Source organism: Pseudobdellovibrionaceae bacterium (assembly GCA_019637875.1).
Classification (GTDB): Bacteria; Bdellovibrionota; Bdellovibrionia; order Bdellovibrionales; family Bdellovibrionaceae; genus JAHBUW01.
This window is the reverse complement of sequence record JAHBUW010000001.1, coordinates 317,596-335,094: the sequence shown is the minus strand read 5'-3', so window position 1 is coordinate 335,094 and position 17,499 is coordinate 317,596. Positions and strand designations below refer to the sequence as shown.

The following is a 17,499-nucleotide window of genomic DNA, read 5'->3' as shown; positions in this document are numbered from 1 at the left end:
GCAACAGGAGTCCGGTGCAGCCTCAGAATCTCAATAGACGCAACATGGAGTACAGCTATGAAGACATCGATGATCAGCGCCCTTCTTCTTCTTACGACTCTGCACGCGGGCCAAGCTCAAGCCGCAATCTTCAAAAATCTGCAGCGAACGCAGGTTTCAATCGAAACCAGCTTCGGTCCTTGCACGGCCCATATGATGCAGACCGCGATCAGCGTCGAGGCCGCGAGCAAAAAAACCCTGATTTTCCAAAACTGCGTCGACATCGACGTCCTCAATGAGATGAGCAACACGCTGACCGCGTTGGAGGTCGACCCGAGCCTGCGTTTGGAAATCGATACGGCGCGCCTCTTCACATACACTCAGTCTTACCGGAACCGGTCGGAACTCCCCTCGCAGATCCCCGGCTTCGGCGTCATTGGCCAATCCAGCCTCAACGAGCGAGAAGCGCTTCTTCGCCGCATCGAAACCCTGGAAGCCCGGGTTCAACGCCTCGAGAAGAAATAACTTCAGGTCCTGTCTCGGGAATTGTCGCTTCCCAGCCCCGCCGGAGGGCTCCAATCGAACTGGGGCCCTCTTCGTCGTGGTCCGGCCCTTGCTCAAGGAGGATCCGTGTCTTTAGACCGAAAGGATGTGTCCTATGAGTCAACGTACTAAAAACAACATTCAGACCGTTTTCTTGTCCGCGCTGATCCCCGTCTCGGCGATCTGCCTGTCGGTCTTCGTGCTGACTCAGAATCTATAAGCCACGCTTTTTAAGCGAGTTCTTCGGAAACCATCCGGGCCAAGTCCGCGGGCGCATCCAGATGCACCCGGTGCGACGCGGTCGGGATGGTTTTTGCGTTGGGAATCCCCTGCGCGAGCGCCGTGAACTTCGCGTCCTTCCCGCCCGTGATCCATAAAAAATCCGCCGCCGCCGTCAGGCGAGCCCGGTGATCGGGTTGCTTCGCCAGCGACCACTGCATCAGTACCTTCGCGAGCAAATCGCGCTGGCCTTTACGGCGAGCGCGGTCGGGTTCACTGACCGAACCCTGAAACACGCCCTGCGCGTTCCAATCCGTCATCAGCTTCGACCACTCTTCACTGCGGAAGCGGCCCGCCCACTGCGCGTCGGCCTTCAATCGGGCGTCGCGCTCGCTCGTCACCGCCAAGCCCGGGTTCGCCGAAACGAAAATGAATCGTGTCGCGTGATCGCCTTGCGCGCGTAAATACTCGTGCAGCGCGAGCGCCAAACGTCCGCCCAGCGAGTAGCCCAGCACCGCGACGGTCGCCCCGGGTCGCGTGCGCGCTTTCAATTCGCGCGCGAGGGCCTCGCCGACGGTTTCAAATTCCTCGTCCGCCAACCACGAGGCCTCGTCCATCCAGTCGACCGCGTCCGTGCGGATCGCGGGCGCGAGTTTTTCCATCTCGGCGCGGAAGGCATCGAAGTCGCGGGCCTCGCCTAGAAATCCGGGAAGCAGGAAAAGTTGAATCATGCACCCGTCTCGCGGCGAAGCCATTCGGCCCAGCGGGTTTGAAACGCGGCCGTCTCTCCCGCGTCGGGGCGGATCTCGAGAATGAGGTTTTCCGGCGACTGCGCGAACCGCAAGTCCTCGGGTCGGTGCGCGAGGTGGTAGCTCCACTTGAACATCTTCGCCCAGTCGCCGAACGAAGTTTCGTGGCGGTTCAGGAAAAGGTCGTGGGGGAAAATGCGTTTGAAGATCATGCCGCCGCCGTTGTTGATCACGGCGAGCGTGCGTTTCGCGGGCTCGAGCTGCGTCGTGAAACCGAGCGCGGCCAGATCGTACATCGCGGTCAGATCGCCGACGACCGCGAGGTCACCGGTCTTCGCGTCCGCCGCCGACCACGCCAGAAAGCTCGAGACCTGACCGTCGATGCCGTTCACGCCGCGGTGACCGTAAACGTCCGCGAAACGGTGGTGCGGGCTGACCGCGTCCCACTCCCGCACCGTCAGGCTGTTCCCCAGATACACGCGCTGCAAATGCGCGGGGTGCGCGGCCCTGAGCGCCAGCGCGCGCACGAGCGCCATTTCCGATTTCGGAAAATCGGCGACAAGTTTTTCGAATTCACCGGCGGCATTTTTGGAAAGCTCCACGAGCGCCTGCCCGCGCGGATCCAGCCCCTGCGCCGCCGGCATTTCCGGAAGTGCGTTCAGCGGAAACGCGAAGACGTGTTCCTTGCGCGCGAGTCCCGACCAACGCGCGTTCGCGGGGACGAGATTCACGACGGGGACTTCACGACGTTTCACTTCAAGATCGCGCCACACGCGGCACGTGGGCACGGTCCCCAAACGGATCACGCCGTCGCAAAACGGCAGCCCGCCGTTCGCCGCGGTTCCGTCGAGCGCGAGCCCCGCGATCTCTTCGCCGCGGATCATGCGGTCCATCAGGGTCGCCTCGCCCGTCAATCCCGACAGCGCTTCGGCGTACACGGGTCCCGGCAAACGGCGCACCACTTCGAGCGCGGCGGCGCGATCTTCGGGACGCAATGGCCCCACGATCACCAGCGGCTGGCGCATCGCCGCGGGCCAAGCCGGACGCGCGTCGCCCGCGGTTTTATCGACGCGTGCGCGCGACGAAACGGAGCGCAGACCGTTCACGGCGGTCATGGTTTCAAGCGGCGTGGGCCGCTGACTCTGGGGTTCTTCGAAACAGACGTTCAGATGCAGGGGACGTTCGCCGCTCCACGCTTTCGTCAAAGTCGCGAAGTCGTCTTCGAGATCGAAGCAGGTCTCGACGTAATTTCCGTACAGACCGACCTGCTCCATGCTTTGGGGACTGCCGGAGCCGCGAAAGCGCGAAGGGCGGTCGGCGGTGACGACGATCAGCGGACGGCCTTGGTAATTCGCTTCGATCACCGCGGGCAGAAGTTCGGCCGCGGCCGTGCCCGACGTCGTGAGTACCGCGATCGGCGTCCCGCGCCGCACGCAGCGGCCCAGCGCGAAGAACGCGGCACTGCGCTCCTCGAAGAAACTCCAGCACTTCAGTTTGTCGTCCGAGAAATCGGCGGCCACCGCCATCAGGAGTTCGACGAGGGGCGCGTTGCGGGCCCCGGCGCAGGTCACCACTTCGGTGACTCCGCATTCGAGAAGATAGGTCAGGCTGAGCCGCGCGCGCTCGAGGTTCGTCAAAGACATGCGGCGAGACTAGGCTCTGTTTGACGGCTCGTCCAGCGTCTTCCAGAGACTCGGTGTTTCTCTTACTGGGTCAAACCGAGCATCTGGAAGACGGAGTCCATCTTCGCCCCGATCTCGGCGAACTCACGCTCCGCTTGGCTGGCGGCGACGACGCCGCAACCCGCAAAGATGCGGGCCCCTTTGGCATCCCAGAACAGGCTGCGGATCGCGACCAGCGCCACGCTCTGCTCTTGATCCTTGCGGAAGAAAAGGGGCGCCCCGAAGAAACCCCGATCTTTTTGATCGGTCAGATCCTTCAGCCATTGGTAGCCGTAGGCGCGGGGGGCAACCCCCATCGCGGGCGTGGGGTGCAAGTGGCGCATGATCTCTTTCGGCGTCTTGTTGATGCCGGTGACCTCGAAACGCGTGATCAAATGAAAGAGCGTCGGCAGCTCGATCATGGCGACGGGATCGCTCCGCATCCAGCCCAGGGTTTTCAGACGAATCGCGAGATCGTCGACCACGATCTGGTGCTCTTTCAATTCTTTCGGATCTTTCAAGAGCGGGATGCGATCGACGGCCTCAGCCTTCGGGCACGAGCCCGCCAGCGCCATGGTTTTCATCGTCGTGCCTTCGAGCTCGAAAAGCGTTTCCGGAGTCGCGCCGATGACGCCGCGACCTTCGTTCCAGAATCCGTAAACATGCAAGTTCATCGGCAGATTCCACAGCGTGAAGAACGCGTGCGCGAGATCCGCGGGGCCCGGCGTTTTGGCGCTTTCCGTCTTCAGGATCGGCACCGCCTTTTCGATTTCTTCGCGCTGGATTTTTCCTTGAATCAAACGGAACGCGGACTCGAAGCTTTCGGGCGTCGGGGGCGTGAAATCATTTCGGAAGAGCGAGCGGGGTCCGAGCTGTCCCTCCAGAGACCGGCGTAATTCTTCACGGCCCAGCTTCAGGCGGCGGCGGGCTTTCCACCACTGCTCGTCCTCGCCGAAGAAGTGAAATCCCCCGAAATCCGCCTCGTGGTCGGCGCATTTGGTGAAGGGGCCTTCCAGGAGCAAGAACTCCTCTTGAGAGAGTCGCAGGAAAGCGCCCGTTTTCCAGAAGACGTCCCACTGAATGGACTCATTAACGCTTTGCGCCATAACCCCTGCTTTCTCGCCTCCACCACCGCTTTCGCGTACTGGAAGGTAGCGCTGTGTCCAAATGGTGATATAAGGTGCCTCTGACCTGGCCTTTGAAGTTTAGAATAGCCCGTTTTTCCACGCGGGCGAAGGTGAAAAGTGAACGAATCGTTTCTGTCCTTTGAATCCCAGCCCAATCCCATGCCGGTCCCTCCCCGTTCGCATATTGTGTCGGTCGGCCCCGCGCAGCTGGGTTCGGGCACGTTCTCCGTGATCGCAGGCCCCTGCGCGATCGAAAGCGAAGCTCAATTCGAGGAAACCGCGCGCGCCGTGAAACAACTCGGTGCCGTTCTTTTGCGTGGCGGAATCTGGAAAATGCGCACCAGCCACAAGACCTTTCAGGGTCTGGGCGCCTCGTCGTTCGATTTCGTGCGCGAAGTTTTGAAGCGCCAGAACATGAAACTCGTCACCGAGGTCACCGATCCCCGCCAAGTCGAGCAGATCGACGACTTCACGGCGATGTACCAGGTCGGTGCCCGCAACATGTTCAACTACTCGCTCTTGAAAGAGCTCGGCAAAACCAACAAGCCGATCCTTTTGAAGCGCTCGTTCGCGGCCCTCATCGGCGAATGGTTCAAAGCCGCAGACTACATCGTCGATTCGGGTAACGATAAAGTCGTGCTCTGCGAGCGCGGCATCCGCACCTTCGAAACCGAAACCCGCTTCACCTTCGATTTGAACGCGGTCCTGGTCGCGAAAGCGAAGACCCAGTTCCCCGTCGTCGTCGATCCCTCCCACGCCGTGGGGATCCGCGAGTACGTGCCGAAGATCGCTTTGGCCGCGGCGGCCGTCGGCGCCGATGGCATCATCGTCGAAGTTCATCCCCGTCCGGCGGAAGCGCTCTCGGATGGCAAACAGGCTCTCACCGTGGACGACTTCCGCGTGATGATGAAGCAAATCACCGGCATCGTGACCTCGCTCGGCCGCGACATGCAAAGGATCGAACTCCATGCTTGAGACTCCCGCTAAGGATCCCGCACGCATCCAAAACATGTTCGCCAAAGTCGCGCCCAAGTACGACCAGGCGAACACGGTTCTTTCGGCCGGCATCCATCACCTGTGGCGCAAGAAGCTCGTCCGCTGGGCGAGCGTGAAAGACGGGGACTCGATCCTCGACTGCGCGACCGGGACCGGCGACCTGGCTTTGGAATTCAAAGCCGCGAATCCGTCGGCGACCGTCACCGGCACCGATTTCTGCCAAGAGATGCTCGACCACGCGCCCCTCAAGGCGAAAAACCTGGGGCTCGAGGCGAAGTTCCTGTGGGCGGACGCGACGAACTTACCGTTCCCCGATCAGACCTTCAACGTCGTCACGATTTCGTTCGGGATCCGCAACGTCGTGAATCCCCAGAAAGCGTTGAGCGAGATGCACCGGGTGCTGAAACCCGGCGGCCGTCTGCTCGTTCTGGAATTCGGCCAGCCCGAGATTCCGGTTTTCAAAGACGCTTACAAGTTCTACTCTGAAAAGGTGCTGCCGATGATCGGCGGCTGGGTGACCGGTCAAAAAGAGGCTTACCAGTATCTGCAAACCTCTTCGGCCGAGTTCCCTTGCGGACAACGTTTCGTGAATGAGCTGCTCCGTCCTGCGGGCGACTTCGAAAAAGTCGAATACCGCACGCTGACCGGCGGCATCGCGTACCTGTACCGCGCGCAAAAAGCGTAGAGGCCCCTGCTTTGGGCGGGCCTCCACAAGGAGGCCCCGCATGCCCGCAAGTCCCCGCTTCCCCGATTTGCCTTCCGGTTGGAAGGAAACCACCGAACAGCTTGAGCCCCTGAAAACCTTCGTGCGTTTTTGGACGAAAGAGCCGCGCACGGAAAACCCGCGCGTTTTGTTTTTGGTTCACGGCTGGGGGGAACACTCCGATCGTTACCGGCACTGGCCGCACTATCTGCAAAACGAAATCGACATGATCGTCATCAGCGATCTGTACGGGCACGGTCAGTCCCCCGGCGCGAAAGGTTCTTGTCGCACGAGCGAGGACTGGCTCGGCGGCGTGGAGCTGTCATTCAAGACCATGGAGTCGCGCCTGAAATCGGAAGGCCGTCGCGCGACGATCAGCGTGCTCGGACACAGCTTCGGTGGCCTGGTGACTTTGGAACTCGCGCGGCAAGAGCGCTGGCATTCGGCGCGCGAACTCTTTTTGTCGGCGCCGCTGCTGGGCTTGGTGCATGAGCCCCCCGCCTGGAAGACATTCCTGGGCCGTATGATCGAACCCTTCGCCCCGCAACTGCCGCTGGCGAACGACATCGACGCCGCGGTTGTCTCCCATGATCCCGAGGTCGTCGCGCACTACACCGCCGACCCTCTGAACCACGGGCTCATCACCCCGCGCGCGTACCAGCAGATGACCGAGATGATCGCACGCCAAGTCGGCGCGTCCTCGCCGCTGAAGTGGCCGGTGACTTTGCTGTCCCCGCTGGCCGACCCTTTGGTGAGTGAACCCATCGCCGCGAAATGGTTCCAACGTTTGGACGCGGGCAAGGGCGCGCCGAAACAGCGCGTGACCTTCACCGGTTTCCGCCACGAGTCCTTCAACGAACTCGAAAAGGAACGCGCCTTCACCGAGCTCGCCTCGCGCCTCGGGAGGTAGCCGGGGGCGCCCAGCCGGGGGCGCCCAGCCGCTGCCATCCTGAAACGCAGCGCGTTTCGGAAAGTCAGCGGCTACTTTCCTGAGATCCACGCTTCGAGGAGCTTCACCGCCTCGGCCTGCTCGGCCGGGGTGTCCCAGCCCTGCGGCGGCATGGGAATGAAGTCGGGATTGCCCTTGATGATCTCGAGAAGCTCTTTCGCTTTGCCGGACTGTTTGATCCGCAGCGCGTTTCCGTCATCGTCGTACTTGATCAAACGCACGCCCGGCGAACCCGCGGCTTGGTGGCATTCGGCGCAGTACTTGTCGATGACCTTCACCTGGAATTGCAAGAACACGGGTGGATTGCCACCGCGCAGTTTATCGTCCAGACGTTTTTTCAGAACCTCTTCGCTTTCCATCTCGTCGTCGGTCGCGGCCACGGCCTGATCGACTTCCTGCACGGGCTGCCCATCGCCTTGCGTAGGATCATAGACCAGTTTCAAGATCTTGTTCTGATCGTCGTCCTCAACGATCAAGACGCTTCCGTCCTCAAGTTCGAGCATGGAGGTGGGCTTACCGACTCCCTGCTCTCCTTTCTGATCCCAACCGTAGACCAGACTTTGCGGAATGCCGGTGGGGAGCCCCTGATCGTCGCGTTTCATCGCGACGATGCGGTGACCTTTTTTCTCGTAGCCGTGAAGCGCGACGAGCAGGCGTCCCTTGTACCACGCGGGCCAGTTGTTGCCCGAGTGCAGGATCGCGCCCAACGGCGCCGAGTGCGGCGGCAGGAAAGCTTGCGGCTTCGTGAACTGCGCGCAGTCCACGTTCGTCCACTCGGGGCTCGTCTGATTGTTGTCGTAACAGTAGGGCCAGCCGTAGTGACGGCCCGCTTGCAGCACGTTGATCTCTTCATGGGGCAGATCCGCGGTCACGAGGTTCGGCGCGAATTTGCCGATGGCGTCGCGGCCGTTTTCGGTTTGCAGGATCACTTTGCGGTAAGGATCCCACAACAGCCCGATGGAGTTACGCAGCCCCTTCGCGAAGACCGTGAAGTTCGAACTCAAGCGACCGTCGGCGAGCACTTCGTAGCGGCGCACTTGGCCTTGGCCGATCTCCATGTTTTCGACTTCGGGGCAGTTCGCGAACTGCTTGCGTTGCCAGTTGCGCGGATTCTTCTGCGCGTTCGTATCGCCGTACTTCGTGAAGTTCTGGCAGACGTTCGACGCCGACCCAACGTTAACGTAAAAGCCGTTGGATTCATCGAAGGTGAAGGACTTCAGCGGATGCAGCCCCGTCGCGGGCAGATCGCGGATCAAGACCTCCACCGTTTTTTCCGGACGCGAGGCCGTCGGATCGAAACGGTAAACGCCCGTCGCCCCGCCGACGTAGAACTTACCGTCGGTGTGTTTCAAGATCTGGTTCGGCTCATCCAAGATGCCGCGCGCCGCTTGGCCCGCCGGGAACTGCTTCGGCTCAAGCATCACCGAAAGTTTCGCCGGCTTCACGCCGAAGTCGAGGACGTAGATGCGGCCGTTGTTGCGCGCCCAACCGCCCATGTCGACGATGAGCACTTTGTTCTTCGCAAGGGGCGCGGCCCAGCGCGATTTCTTGAAGGTCCCTTGTCCACCGTCGAACACCAAGCCCACGCAAAATCCCGGCGCGGTCTTCACGTCGATCCGCGGGAAGCCGCCGCAGGTGCCGGTCGTCTTGTATTTGTAGACTTTCTTATTCGAGGGCGAACGCTGCGAGCGCCGCACGTAAAACGCGTAGTCGTCGCCGCTCATCCAGTCCTCGGCGCGGTCTTCCGCACCGACGTAATTCTGAACCGGACCGTGAAGCACGGGCGCATGCGAACACGAGGAAAGAACCAAAGCGAGGGCGAACACCAGACGCAAGGAGGTATATGTCATCCCTCCATCGTCAGATATCGGAACGCAAAAAGGTACCTTCTTCCCTTTGGTGGCGCGCGGCGAGTGGCGCACCTGCGCAAGCAAAGGGAAGAAGGTCCCTAGGGGCGGTCGAGGCGGGACCACAGGGCGTGGTCGGCCAGGACCAGCGCGGTCATGGACTCCAGGACCGGAAGGGCGCGGATCACGATGCAGGGGTCGTGGCGGCCCTGCTTGGCGACGTCCAGAATCGAGGAAGTGGGTTTGAAGTGGACGCGGAAGCGGATTTCATCGCCCGTGGAGATTCCGCCGCGGATGCCGCCGTAGTTCGCGGACGCGGCGTCTTGGTGGAAGCTTTTTCCGGTTTGGGCGGCGTCGTGCAGGCCCTCACCCAGTTCGAAACCGCTGGTCGCGCCCACGCTCATCATCGCCATGGCCAGATCCGATTTGAGTTTATGGAAGACCGGTTGCCCCAGACCCGCCGGCGCGCCTTGAATCACGATCTCGGCGATGCCGCCCCAACTGTCGTGCGCGGCCTGGATGCGCTTGAGATCCTCGACCACCGTCGGCGCGCGCGGACTCGGAAAACGGACGGCGTAGCGATCGGCCGCGTCTGTCCCTTTCAGGAACGCCAACTTTTCGGAGTCGGTCAAACGGTGCGGGCCGAGGGCCTCTGCGTAAGCGCGAATCCGCAACGCGGGTGCGATCTGCTGCAGGAGCATCTTCGCGACCGCGCCGCCCATCACGCGCGCGACGGTCTCGCGCCCGGAGGAGCGCCCGCCCCCGCGATGATCGCGGTGGCCGAACTTCACGGCCCATGTGTCGTCGGCGTGACCCGCGCGCGGATTGTCCTTCAGCGCGGCGTAGTCCTGCGAACGCGCGTCTTGATTGCGGACCTGAATGGCGATGGGCGTTCCCAACGTGCGGCCCTCGAAGACGCCGCTCAGCACTTCGGGAAGATCCGCCTCTTGGCGCGCGCTGACCGGGGCCGAGGCTTCGCCCTCCCAAAACCCGGGACGACGGCGGGCGAGCTCGCGACGCAAAAGATCTTCGTCGAAGTTCACTCCCGCGGGGCAGCCGTCGATGATCGCACCCAGCGCGGTTCCGTGGCTTTCGCCGAAAGTGGTGATCCGAAAAAGATGTCCGAAACTATTCGCGCCCATATGCACTCCAAAACTGACGTTGGCCTTCGGCCTGCGCCAAGAACATTCCCGAACCGTCGATGTAGCGTGCGCCCTTCGCCAGCGCAAAGGCCCGCGCGTTCGAGTCCTGCCGGTAATTCAAATCCAAAACGATCTCGGGCGCCACCTCGAAACGGGGCGGTTCGTCCTGCGGGCCCGCGGCCCAGATGAACAGCCCGCCCGTACCGCCGCCCGTCTCGGGCGGACTATCGGAACGCAAACCTTGCGTGCGCAGTCCGTAACGCGCGGCCTGCGGGAAGAGCGTGGCCAGCATCGCGAGCGTCCCGCCCCCGCCGTAGATCCGCACCAGCGGAGCATTCAGCAACCCCTCGGCTTGCAGACTTTCACGTAGTCCCGTCTCGTCGGTGTTGTGTCCGTGCCAGCCGTCTTCCGTCCACTGCAGCGTATTCACCGACTCGAAACGCTGCGCTTCGGGCGTCCGCACCTTTGCGGTCGCGAAGGCGTTCAGCTTCAGCGGCGAGGTCACGGCCGCGGCGGTGAGTCCCATATGCCGCAAGACTTCGATGGCATCGTCCCATTCGTCCTGCGCCACTTGAACGCGCAAGACGGGCATTCCCCGCTCGGCGAAGAAGGCCGCCTGCACGCCCGGCGTCCAGCTGTGCGCGACCGGATCGCCCAAGATCGCGGCGAAGTTCACGCCCGTGGGCGTATCGATGAACTCCAAGAACGAGGGCTGGTCCGGAGCCTCGGCGTTGTCGGCTTCGCGCAGGAAGTTGAGTTTCTGGCGCGACTTCATCCACAAACGAAACCACGTCCACCGCCCGTCCAGCGAGCGGGGCAGGAACGACCGGTGCGCGGGATCTTTCTGCTGCCACTGGTAGCCACGCTGAAGCTCGCGGAAACTTTCGATCAAGGGCGACCACTTCAGATGCACGTCCACGGCATGAACGGGGAATGTCGACTCGTTACCGCCGTGATTCGACCAGATCGAATAACCGGGCGGAGGCTTCCCCCACTCCAGCGCCCAGTCCTTACCGAAGAAATTCGCACTCGGCACTTTCGCCTCGGCACGGCGTTCGGCGAAAAGAATCTTTTCCGCCGGCAGGCGCGAAAGCCAGAATTCCAGATCGGCATCGCTCAACAGATCCGTCCTCAGCTCGAAAGCCTGGAAACCGAAATTGACGAAGCGCTCAAGGATGGTGCGGGCGCGTTCGCGGTCCGACGCGCGCAAAGTGTAAATCCCCGCATGCGACGGAAGCGACTCGCCCGCCAGCATCGCGCGGGCCTGCGAGTTCGCGTTCAAATGCCCGCCTTCGGGCCACTCCAAAATCCAGTCCGCGGATTGACGAAACCGCGCTTCGCGGTCCGCGTAACGTTCGAGGTATTCGGTCAGCGGATCAACGTTCGTATTCAAACGCGGGCGATCGGTAAAGATCCGCCCCCAAGCGTCGGTGGTCCGTCGCCAATGAATCATTTCGAACGGGGCCACCGACCAATCGAAGTCGTCGAGTTCAAAGCCCGCGCCGAGCACGATCCACGGAGGCGTCGCGTAGGTCGCGGTCATCAACTCCCGCAAAGTTTTCTTCTCGATTTCGCGAAAGGCGCGCTCCCCGTCGGTTTCGATCCACGCGCGCGGATCACGCCCGGTTCGCACGCGGATCTCTTCATCCAGATCGATCACGGGACCCGGCGCGAATCGCCGCGCCAAGTGGGATTTACCAGTTCCGCGCTGACCAACGATCACATACATCAAGGAAGCCTCAGACCCGCGCCCGTGCCGAGGTCGCGCCAAAAGCCGGGATAACTTTTTCCAACCACGTCGGGAGTTTGAATTTCGATACGTTGATTCTTCAGTTTCAAAAGCCCCGCCGCCATCGCCATGCGGTGATCCTGATCCGGATTGAAGCTGAAGGTCGCCGGGACACAACTCGGACCTTGCCCCTGCACACGTAGACCACTGCCCTCCACAGAGCAGGGGATCCGCGCTAAGGACAAAAGCTCCCGCGTTTTCGCCAGCCGGTCGGACTCTTTCGCAACCAGATGGGGGGCCCCGCCAAGAAAACTTTCCCCCTCAGAGAAAGCCGCCGCCACCGCGAGAACCGGAAAAAGATCCGGCGTCTCGAGCAAATGATGAGTACGTCCCTTAAGGGGACCCTGCGCGCGGAAAATCAAATCCGCGCCCTCACGCACGACCGCAGCACCGCAGCTCTCAAGTAATGAGGGAAAGATCGCATCCGGTTGCAGGCTAGCCCCGCCCATTCCATCCAAACGGGTCTCGCCCCAAAGACTTCCCGCAACGGCGAGCGGAAACGCCGAGCTAAAATCAGGCTCAACGGACACGACAGTCAGTTGGGGCACCTGCGCGCCCGCGACGCGGTGAACGCCGTCCCGCAGTTCGACCTTCAAACCGATCCGGGCCAAGAACCGTTGAGTCATTTCCCAGTAGGCGTTCGAAACGCGTGCGCCCTCGATTTCGAACTCCAGATTGAATGGCAGATTCCAAGCGGACAGTAAAAGACCCGAAACGAACTGACTGGACTCATCCGCACGAATACGTAAGCGCTCACGTGGCGGAAGCCATCCGGCGCTGCGAATCCATAAACCCTCGGGACGACTTTCCACCTTCGCGCCCAACTGGGGAAGAATGCGCAAAATCTCTTTTTGCGGACGGGCCAAGAGGCGCGGGCTTCCCGTCAGTAGAAAATCGCCCTTCTGCCGACTGACCCGAAACGCCATGAAGCGAAAGACGGTTCCCGCTTCACCGCAAGGGATACGCGTTTCCCCCGCCCACATGCAGGCCACCGCCTTTTGCATTACGCGGACATCATCGCAATCGGAGGTCCCTTTCAATTCCAATTCGGGGAAAAAGCTGCGCGCGATCATCGCGCGATTGTAGAAAGATTTCGAGGCCGGAACATCCCCGCGAAACTGAAAGCGCGTCATTCCGCCTGCCGTTCGATTTCCGCGACAAGATCCGCCAGACGCCGCGTCTGCACATCGATGCGACCAGGCTCAAGCGGAAAAATAAAACGGAGGCGTCCCCCGCCGAGAGACTTTTTATCCGTGTCTAAACGCTTCGTCCAATCCCGCACGCCCCGCAGCTCACGGCGCAGCTCTTCCGCCGTGGGCCAGCCCGGCCAATCCCGAACTTCATCCAGCCAGCGGGGAAGGCGGAAGTGTCCCGCCATCAACATTTCGTGACGACGCCACTCCACCGCAAAAGCCAATCCGTAAAGGACCGCGCGCCCGTGCGACAGACCGCGCGCACTTTCCAGCACGTGGCCCACGGTGTGGCCCAAGTTCAGCGTATGCCGCAGCCCCTTTTGCTCGCGCGGATCGGCACGCACGACTTTCATTTTGGTATCGATGATCGGCTTGAGTACCGGCCAAGGCGTGGTCGCGCGACCGACCATTTTGAAAAGCGCGCCCCCCGCGATCAGCGCGGACTTATAGACTTCCCCACGTGCATCGAGCGCGAGCGCCGCGGGCTGCGCGCGCAGAAGCTTCTCGATCAGCCAGACCTCTTCGGCGGGCCAGTACGTACCCACTTGGTTCTTCGCCCCCGCCAGATTGAGCGCCGTCTTCCCGCCATGAGCCGAATCAACGGCCGCAAGCCAAGTCGACGGAATTTGCACGACGGGCGTGCCCCGACGAAGCACGCTGGCGCAGAATCCCCCGAAGTCTCCGACCGATCCTCCGCCCAGAACGAAGATCCGCAGCCGCGATCGGCGCGCGTCGGCCGTTTTCTTCAACATCTGGCCCAGAACTTTTTCGGCCTGCGCGAAACTTTTGAGGCCTTCACCCGCACGCACGGCGATCCGCCGGCGAAACTGACGAATCAAAGGCGACGCCGACCGTGCGAGTTTCGCGTCGAAGATCAGCAAAGCGTCTTCGCGGTCCGCACCGGTCAATTTCGGAAAATTCTTAAAGTAGCGGCGACGGGAATCGAAATTCAATGGGGATTCCAATCAATGACGGGAAGTTGGCGTGCTTGCAAATAGGCGTTGGTCTTCGAAAAAGGTTTACTGCCGAAAAATCCGCGATGGGATGACAGCGGCGAAGGATGCACGCACTCCAAGACCAGGTGTTTTTTGCGATCGATGAACGCGCCCTTCTTCTGCGCGTACGAGCCCCACAGAATGAACACGAGGCCTTCGCGCTCTTCGTTCAGAAGTTGGATGATCCGGTCGGTGAAGCGTTCCCAACCGCGGCCTTGGTGCGCGGCGGCCTTTCCCTCTTCGACGGTCAGCACGCTGTTCAACAGAAGTACGCCCTGATCCGCCCAACGTTCCAGGTTGCCGTTCTTCGAAAGCGGGACGCCCTGATCGTCGTTCAGTTCTTTGAAGATGTTTTGCAGTGAAGGCGGCAGACGCACGCCCGCGGGCACCGAGAAGCAAAGACCGTGGGCCTGTCCGGCTCCGTGATAAGGATCTTGCCCCAGAATCACGACGCGCACTTTTTCGAACGGTGTGCGGTTCAGCGCCGCGAAGTACTGATCGCCGCGCGGAAAGATGCGTTTTCCTTTTTGGAGTTCCGCGCGTAGAAACTCGCGCAGCGATTTCATGTAATCGGCCTCAAACTCAGGCTGTAAGCGCTTCCGCCAGGACTCCTCGAGTTTCACCGCCGGTCCAGCGTCGCCGACACCTTTCCCCTCTTCGATACCTGCCATCAAAATTCGTGGTTCACGCATGGCTTTCTTCTAGCATGAAAAACCTGGACTGACTCAATCTGAGACGCCCCTTGTTGAGACTCCCGCTTCTGGGGCCTATTCGAAATCTTAAGCCCGGTGTCTCATTTTTGCCTCCTGGACTTCGACTTGCCACCTTTTGTTTCGGACTCAATGTATCCTGTAAGCACTGGGAGGTTCCGATGGAAAAAGATGCCTTAGGCCCTCAGTTGGACCTGGATAACGTAGGTCCCGAGGTCAAATCGTACATCTACCAAATTCTGAGCGAATTTGAGCCGTACACGACGCCGGAAACGACCGTGGCCGTGATCGCGAAAGATCCTCTTGCGTTGCGGAAAAAAGAAGACGCGGGCGACCTCCCCCCGAAGGCGGAGCTGGCCCGAATGTACCGCATTTCGATCACCCTTCACGAGGATGGAACGAAACTCGAAGCGGAAGGCTTGGATGCGGATATCTTCGCGGCACTTCGTAAAGCGAAGGACAATCTGCTCGCGACCCTGATCGAAATTCACGACAAGGTCGTGGACAACAAAGAGCGCAACCAGCAGATCCACTCGGCTCTGAACTCAGGTCAATTGCACTAAGGAAGAACTTGCACCGCGGTCACTTGCGCCGAGGCTTGCCGAACCGTGAAGCGGACGGTTTTGCCTTCGGCATGGGCGTCGCGAAGGCGCTGCAAGGTCCGCGCGTGATCGGGCGCCAGTCGGTAGTAGGCCGCTCGTCCCTTAACCAAAATTTCGATCAGCTCAGCCTTCGACTCCAGACGGGTGATCACGCCTTCAAACGAATAGACGTTCTCTTCCGCGGCGTGGACCAGCGATCCCATGAGCAGCCAACGGCTGACCCCGCCCTTACCGGGAACGCTGGGCGCGGGAGCCGTGCCCGCCGCCGGAGTCAGAAATTGCTCATTGGCCTCGCGGGCGGCGGCGAAGTGGGTGCAGTTCCAATTCGCGCGACCGCTCCCCTGCTCGTAATCAAAACGTGATGAGATCTGTAGACGGGTCGCCTGATCGGGCGCGTGTTTGATCTGCGCCGCCCGCCACTGTTCGATCGTCACGGGCTCATCGGCCACCCCGGGATCGAGCACCATCAGCTCCACGCAGTCGTTCTTTTTGACCGCGATCAAATTCGCGACGTGAAACTCCCACTCGAAACGACGCCCGTCACGCTCGACGCGCAAACGACGGCCCCGCGCTTCGTGCAGCCACACCTTGGCCGAAGCCACACCCTCGCGTTGCAGCTCCGCCGCCACGAGGTGCGAACGCGCGAAGCAACCGTCGACCGGATTCGCGAAGCTGTAGCGGGCATCGTTTTTCAAGCGCTGGAAAATCGAACGCGCTTGGGAAAGATCAATGGGCGTCAGACGTGCGGGCGCCTCGCGGCCGGACTGCACGCGCACGTTCCCGGCTTTGTTCTCGACGTCGGCTAAAGCTTCGTTTTCGGGGCATTGGCTGATTTGACGGGCCTTCTGCGGCGATCCGCCCCGCGCGGCGGCGTTGGCGTCATAGGGCGTATTCGGCGACAAACGCGCGCCCCCTTGCGGAGAGCAAAGCGGAGGCTGGGCGTGGACGGCAAGGCTCAGGAGCATTGCGAGGATCATGATTTTATTTTGACGACTTTTGGGCCCGGTTCCAAGCGAAGATCTATTGATCGCTCACGCGCTTGGGTTTCTCTTTCGTTTCTTCCAAACTCACAAGTAAACCGATGATGTCTTGCAGTTGGGTAAAAGGTCCGGTCGTTTTGGGCAGGTCTTCGCGAAGCTCCATCGTCAGGACCGGGGTCTCGCGCTCGAACCACAAATAGCGCCCCAAGGACCCGGGGTAATGCCCCAAAGACCTCCAGGGCAGGTAGTCGAACTTCGGCGGTTTCACTTTCGGGCCGTCGTAATCGAGGACCTTCAACGGCGTGTGAATCGAAACCACGAAATCGGGTTTGAAATCCTCGATGTGTTTCAGGGCGCACAAAGTTTCGGGCTCACTGGCCGCCTCATCACCGGGGAAACGGCGTGGATTCGACTTTTGCTGTTTCACCCAGTAGTCCCGGGCCTTCTCGGTCCAATCCTTCGTGGGGAAGTTGCGGTTCACGTCGACTTTGTTCGCGTTCGTACGCGTCTTCAGCGCGACCCCGTCAGGATTCAAGATCGGGACGACCCGCCACGAGTTGCGGGGATCAATGCCATCCAAGCGCTCCATCCAAAAGCGGCCGACCGCACCGGCGGGTGTTTCGTCACCGTGAATCAGCGAGAACACCAGAATTTTTTGATTCGATTTGTGATTGCCGGCGCGGTTGTAGTGGTAAATCGGATCACCCTTCGCGCTGAAGCATTGGTCGAAGACTTCCACTTTTGCGCACGCCGCCTTCAAAAGTTTCGCGTCGAATTTTCCGGGGAAAGCTTTCAGCGTGTCGAAGCAGTACTTCGGCAAATCGCTCACGCCACGCGGAACCGCCTTCGCGGCCGTGCCCGTCGGCGCCGTGACGACCGGAACGCTTTGCGCATCCACCGGCGCGGCGTTCTTCGTCTCGGCCAAGGCCGCGACGGCCATCAGTAAATAAAACGGAATCGTCCCCAGAGCGCGGATCATCGCACATCCTTTTCACGTCCCTTGACGTCGATCACTTCACCTTCGTTTCGGCGATCACCGGACGCGTCGATTCCTTCACGCACTCCCCCCATGAAGCGTCCGATCACGCGGCCCAGCGCTCGCGACGGGCTTCGGCCCATCAGCACGCTGACTACGAAAAAAACGACGACTGCGATGAGCAGAAACTTGAGCACGCGGGATTCTCCTTGGTCTGTCCAATTTAACGGCTTTGACGGGACGGTTCAAATGAATTGAGTTTCACCGTGAAACACTCCCGTCACGAATGTCTGCGTCGATTTGAGCCAAACCCCACGCCGGAGCGGAAAAGACGCGCCA

General features: G+C 61.0%; 17 protein-coding genes. 5 read left to right on the top strand and 12 right to left on the bottom strand.

Features of this window, described 5'->3' with window-relative positions; genetic code table 11:
• Window positions 1–57 precede the first annotated feature (57 nt).
• Window positions 58–504, top strand: coding sequence for a hypothetical protein (locus KF767_01735; GenBank protein ID MBX3016582.1), 447 nt, complete (start codon window positions 58–60; stop codon window positions 502–504).
• A gap of 248 nt (window positions 505–752) precedes the next feature.
• On the opposite strand, the gene KF767_01730 is transcribed toward KF767_01735, so the two are convergent.
• The 3 genes from KF767_01730 to KF767_01720 form a co-directional block, all read right to left on the bottom strand.
• Window positions 753–1,472 carry an alpha/beta fold hydrolase gene (locus KF767_01730; protein ID MBX3016581.1) on the bottom strand — a complete coding sequence of 240 codons (720 nt, stop codon included), beginning with the start codon at window positions 1,470–1,472 and terminating at the stop codon, window positions 753–755.
• On the bottom strand, window positions 1,469–3,133 hold the full coding sequence (gene menD / locus KF767_01725) for a 2-succinyl-5-enolpyruvyl-6-hydroxy-3-cyclohexene-1-carboxylic-acid synthase (GenBank protein MBX3016580.1): 1,665 nt from the start codon (window positions 3,131–3,133) through the stop codon (window positions 1,469–1,471). Before menD ends, KF767_01730 begins: the two co-directional genes overlap by 4 nt.
• Before the next feature lie 62 nt (window positions 3,134–3,195).
• Window positions 3,196–4,257, bottom strand: a complete 1,062-nt coding sequence (locus KF767_01720) for a chorismate-binding protein (GenBank protein MBX3016579.1) — start codon at window positions 4,255–4,257, stop codon at window positions 3,196–3,198.
• 180 nt (window positions 4,258–4,437) lie between these two features.
• Between KF767_01720 and aroF the strand changes: the two genes are divergently transcribed.
• From aroF to KF767_01705, 3 genes are read left to right on the top strand one after another with little or no spacing between them, the layout of a single operon-like run.
• Window positions 4,438–5,253, top strand: a complete 816-nt coding sequence (aroF, locus tag KF767_01715; protein MBX3016578.1) for a 3-deoxy-7-phosphoheptulonate synthase — start codon at window positions 4,438–4,440, stop codon at window positions 5,251–5,253.
• The gene (ubiE, locus tag KF767_01710) at window positions 5,246–5,959 is read left to right on the top strand and encodes a bifunctional demethylmenaquinone methyltransferase/2-methoxy-6-polyprenyl-1,4-benzoquinol methylase UbiE (protein ID MBX3016577.1); all 714 of its coding nucleotides are present in this window, start codon (window positions 5,246–5,248) and stop codon (window positions 5,957–5,959) included. The genes aroF and ubiE overlap by 8 nt, the downstream gene beginning before the upstream one ends.
• Window positions 5,960–5,999: 40 nt before the next feature.
• Entirely contained in the window at window positions 6,000–6,887 is an 888-nt protein-coding gene (locus KF767_01705; GenBank protein ID MBX3016576.1) for an alpha/beta fold hydrolase, read from the top strand.
• A gap of 71 nt (window positions 6,888–6,958) precedes the next feature.
• On the opposite strand, the gene KF767_01700 is transcribed toward KF767_01705, so the two are convergent.
• The 6 genes from KF767_01700 to ung all read right to left on the bottom strand — a co-directional run bounded on the left by KF767_01700 (window position 6,959) and on the right by ung (window position 14,563).
• Complete coding sequence (locus tag KF767_01700) at window positions 6,959–8,776, bottom strand: PQQ-dependent sugar dehydrogenase (protein ID MBX3016575.1); 1,818 nt, start codon at window positions 8,774–8,776, stop codon at window positions 6,959–6,961.
• 98 nt (window positions 8,777–8,874) lie between these two features.
• Complete coding sequence (gene aroC / locus KF767_01695) at window positions 8,875–9,915, bottom strand: chorismate synthase (protein MBX3016574.1); 1,041 nt, start codon at window positions 9,913–9,915, stop codon at window positions 8,875–8,877.
• Window positions 9,902–11,647: a hypothetical protein gene (locus tag KF767_01690; protein ID MBX3016573.1), complete on the bottom strand. Its 1,746-nt coding sequence runs from the start codon at window positions 11,645–11,647 to the stop codon at window positions 9,902–9,904. The genes aroC and KF767_01690 overlap by 14 nt, the downstream gene beginning before the upstream one ends.
• On the bottom strand, window positions 11,644–12,837 hold the full coding sequence (locus KF767_01685; protein ID MBX3016572.1) for a 3-phosphoshikimate 1-carboxyvinyltransferase: 1,194 nt from the start codon (window positions 12,835–12,837) through the stop codon (window positions 11,644–11,646). The genes KF767_01690 and KF767_01685 overlap by 4 nt, the downstream gene beginning before the upstream one ends.
• Window positions 12,834–13,850, bottom strand: coding sequence for a hypothetical protein (locus KF767_01680; protein MBX3016571.1), 1,017 nt, complete (start codon window positions 13,848–13,850; stop codon window positions 12,834–12,836). Before KF767_01680 ends, KF767_01685 begins: the two co-directional genes overlap by 4 nt.
• Window positions 13,847–14,563 (bottom strand): uracil-DNA glycosylase, encoded by a 717-nt coding sequence (gene ung, locus KF767_01675; protein ID MBX3016570.1) that lies wholly within the window; start codon window positions 14,561–14,563, stop codon window positions 13,847–13,849. Before ung ends, KF767_01680 begins: the two co-directional genes overlap by 4 nt.
• Before the next feature lie 200 nt (window positions 14,564–14,763).
• On the opposite strand from ung, the gene KF767_01670 reads away from it, so the two are divergent.
• Window positions 14,764–15,165, top strand: coding sequence for a hypothetical protein (locus KF767_01670; protein MBX3016569.1), 402 nt, complete (start codon window positions 14,764–14,766; stop codon window positions 15,163–15,165).
• On the opposite strand, the gene KF767_01665 is transcribed toward KF767_01670, so the two are convergent.
• Genes KF767_01665 through KF767_01655 form a run of 3 tightly spaced genes read right to left on the bottom strand, consistent with a single transcriptional unit; the run spans window position 15,162 to window position 17,357 of the window.
• Window positions 15,162–16,181 carry a hypothetical protein gene (locus KF767_01665; protein ID MBX3016568.1) on the bottom strand — a complete coding sequence of 340 codons (1,020 nt, stop codon included), beginning with the start codon at window positions 16,179–16,181 and terminating at the stop codon, window positions 15,162–15,164. The two genes, KF767_01670 and KF767_01665, sit on opposite strands and share 4 nt — an antisense overlap.
• A gap of 43 nt (window positions 16,182–16,224) precedes the next feature.
• Window positions 16,225–17,124, bottom strand: a complete 900-nt coding sequence (locus tag KF767_01660) for a DUF2817 domain-containing protein (protein ID MBX3016567.1) — start codon at window positions 17,122–17,124, stop codon at window positions 16,225–16,227.
• Between the two features lie 35 nt (window positions 17,125–17,159).
• Window positions 17,160–17,357: a hypothetical protein gene (locus KF767_01655; GenBank protein MBX3016566.1), complete on the bottom strand. Its 198-nt coding sequence runs from the start codon at window positions 17,355–17,357 to the stop codon at window positions 17,160–17,162.
• Window positions 17,358–17,499 lie beyond the last annotated feature (142 nt).

Excerpts from the sequence above, each read along its gene's own strand:
- KF767_01735 (MBX3016582.1), top strand. The coding sequence starts at position 58 with ATGAAGACATCGATGATCAGCGCCCTTCTTCTTCTTACGACTCTGCAC.
- aroF (MBX3016578.1), top strand. The coding sequence starts at position 4,438 with ATGCCGGTCCCTCCCCGTTCGCATATTGTGTCGGTCGGCCCCGCGCAG.
- KF767_01685 (MBX3016572.1), bottom strand. The coding sequence starts at position 12,837 with ATGACGCGCTTTCAGTTTCGCGGGGATGTTCCGGCCTCGAAATCTTTC.
- KF767_01705 (MBX3016576.1), top strand. The coding sequence starts at position 6,000 with ATGCCCGCAAGTCCCCGCTTCCCCGATTTGCCTTCCGGTTGGAAGGAA.
- KF767_01660 (MBX3016567.1), bottom strand. The coding sequence starts at position 17,124 with ATGGCCGTCGCGGCCTTGGCCGAGACGAAGAACGCCGCGCCGGTGGAT.
- KF767_01720 (MBX3016579.1), bottom strand. The coding sequence starts at position 4,257 with ATGGCGCAAAGCGTTAATGAGTCCATTCAGTGGGACGTCTTCTGGAAA.
- KF767_01700 (MBX3016575.1), bottom strand. The coding sequence starts at position 8,776 with ATGACATATACCTCCTTGCGTCTGGTGTTCGCCCTCGCTTTGGTTCTT.
- ung (MBX3016570.1), bottom strand. The coding sequence starts at position 14,563 with ATGGCAGGTATCGAAGAGGGGAAAGGTGTCGGCGACGCTGGACCGGCG.
- KF767_01730 (MBX3016581.1), bottom strand. The coding sequence starts at position 1,472 with ATGATTCAACTTTTCCTGCTTCCCGGATTTCTAGGCGAGGCCCGCGAC.
- menD (MBX3016580.1), bottom strand. The coding sequence starts at position 3,133 with ATGTCTTTGACGAACCTCGAGCGCGCGCGGCTCAGCCTGACCTATCTT.
- KF767_01665 (MBX3016568.1), bottom strand. The coding sequence starts at position 16,181 with ATGATCCTCGCAATGCTCCTGAGCCTTGCCGTCCACGCCCAGCCTCCG.
- KF767_01670 (MBX3016569.1), top strand. The coding sequence starts at position 14,764 with ATGGAAAAAGATGCCTTAGGCCCTCAGTTGGACCTGGATAACGTAGGT.
- aroC (MBX3016574.1), bottom strand. The coding sequence starts at position 9,915 with ATGGGCGCGAATAGTTTCGGACATCTTTTTCGGATCACCACTTTCGGC.
- ubiE (MBX3016577.1), top strand. The coding sequence starts at position 5,246 with ATGCTTGAGACTCCCGCTAAGGATCCCGCACGCATCCAAAACATGTTC.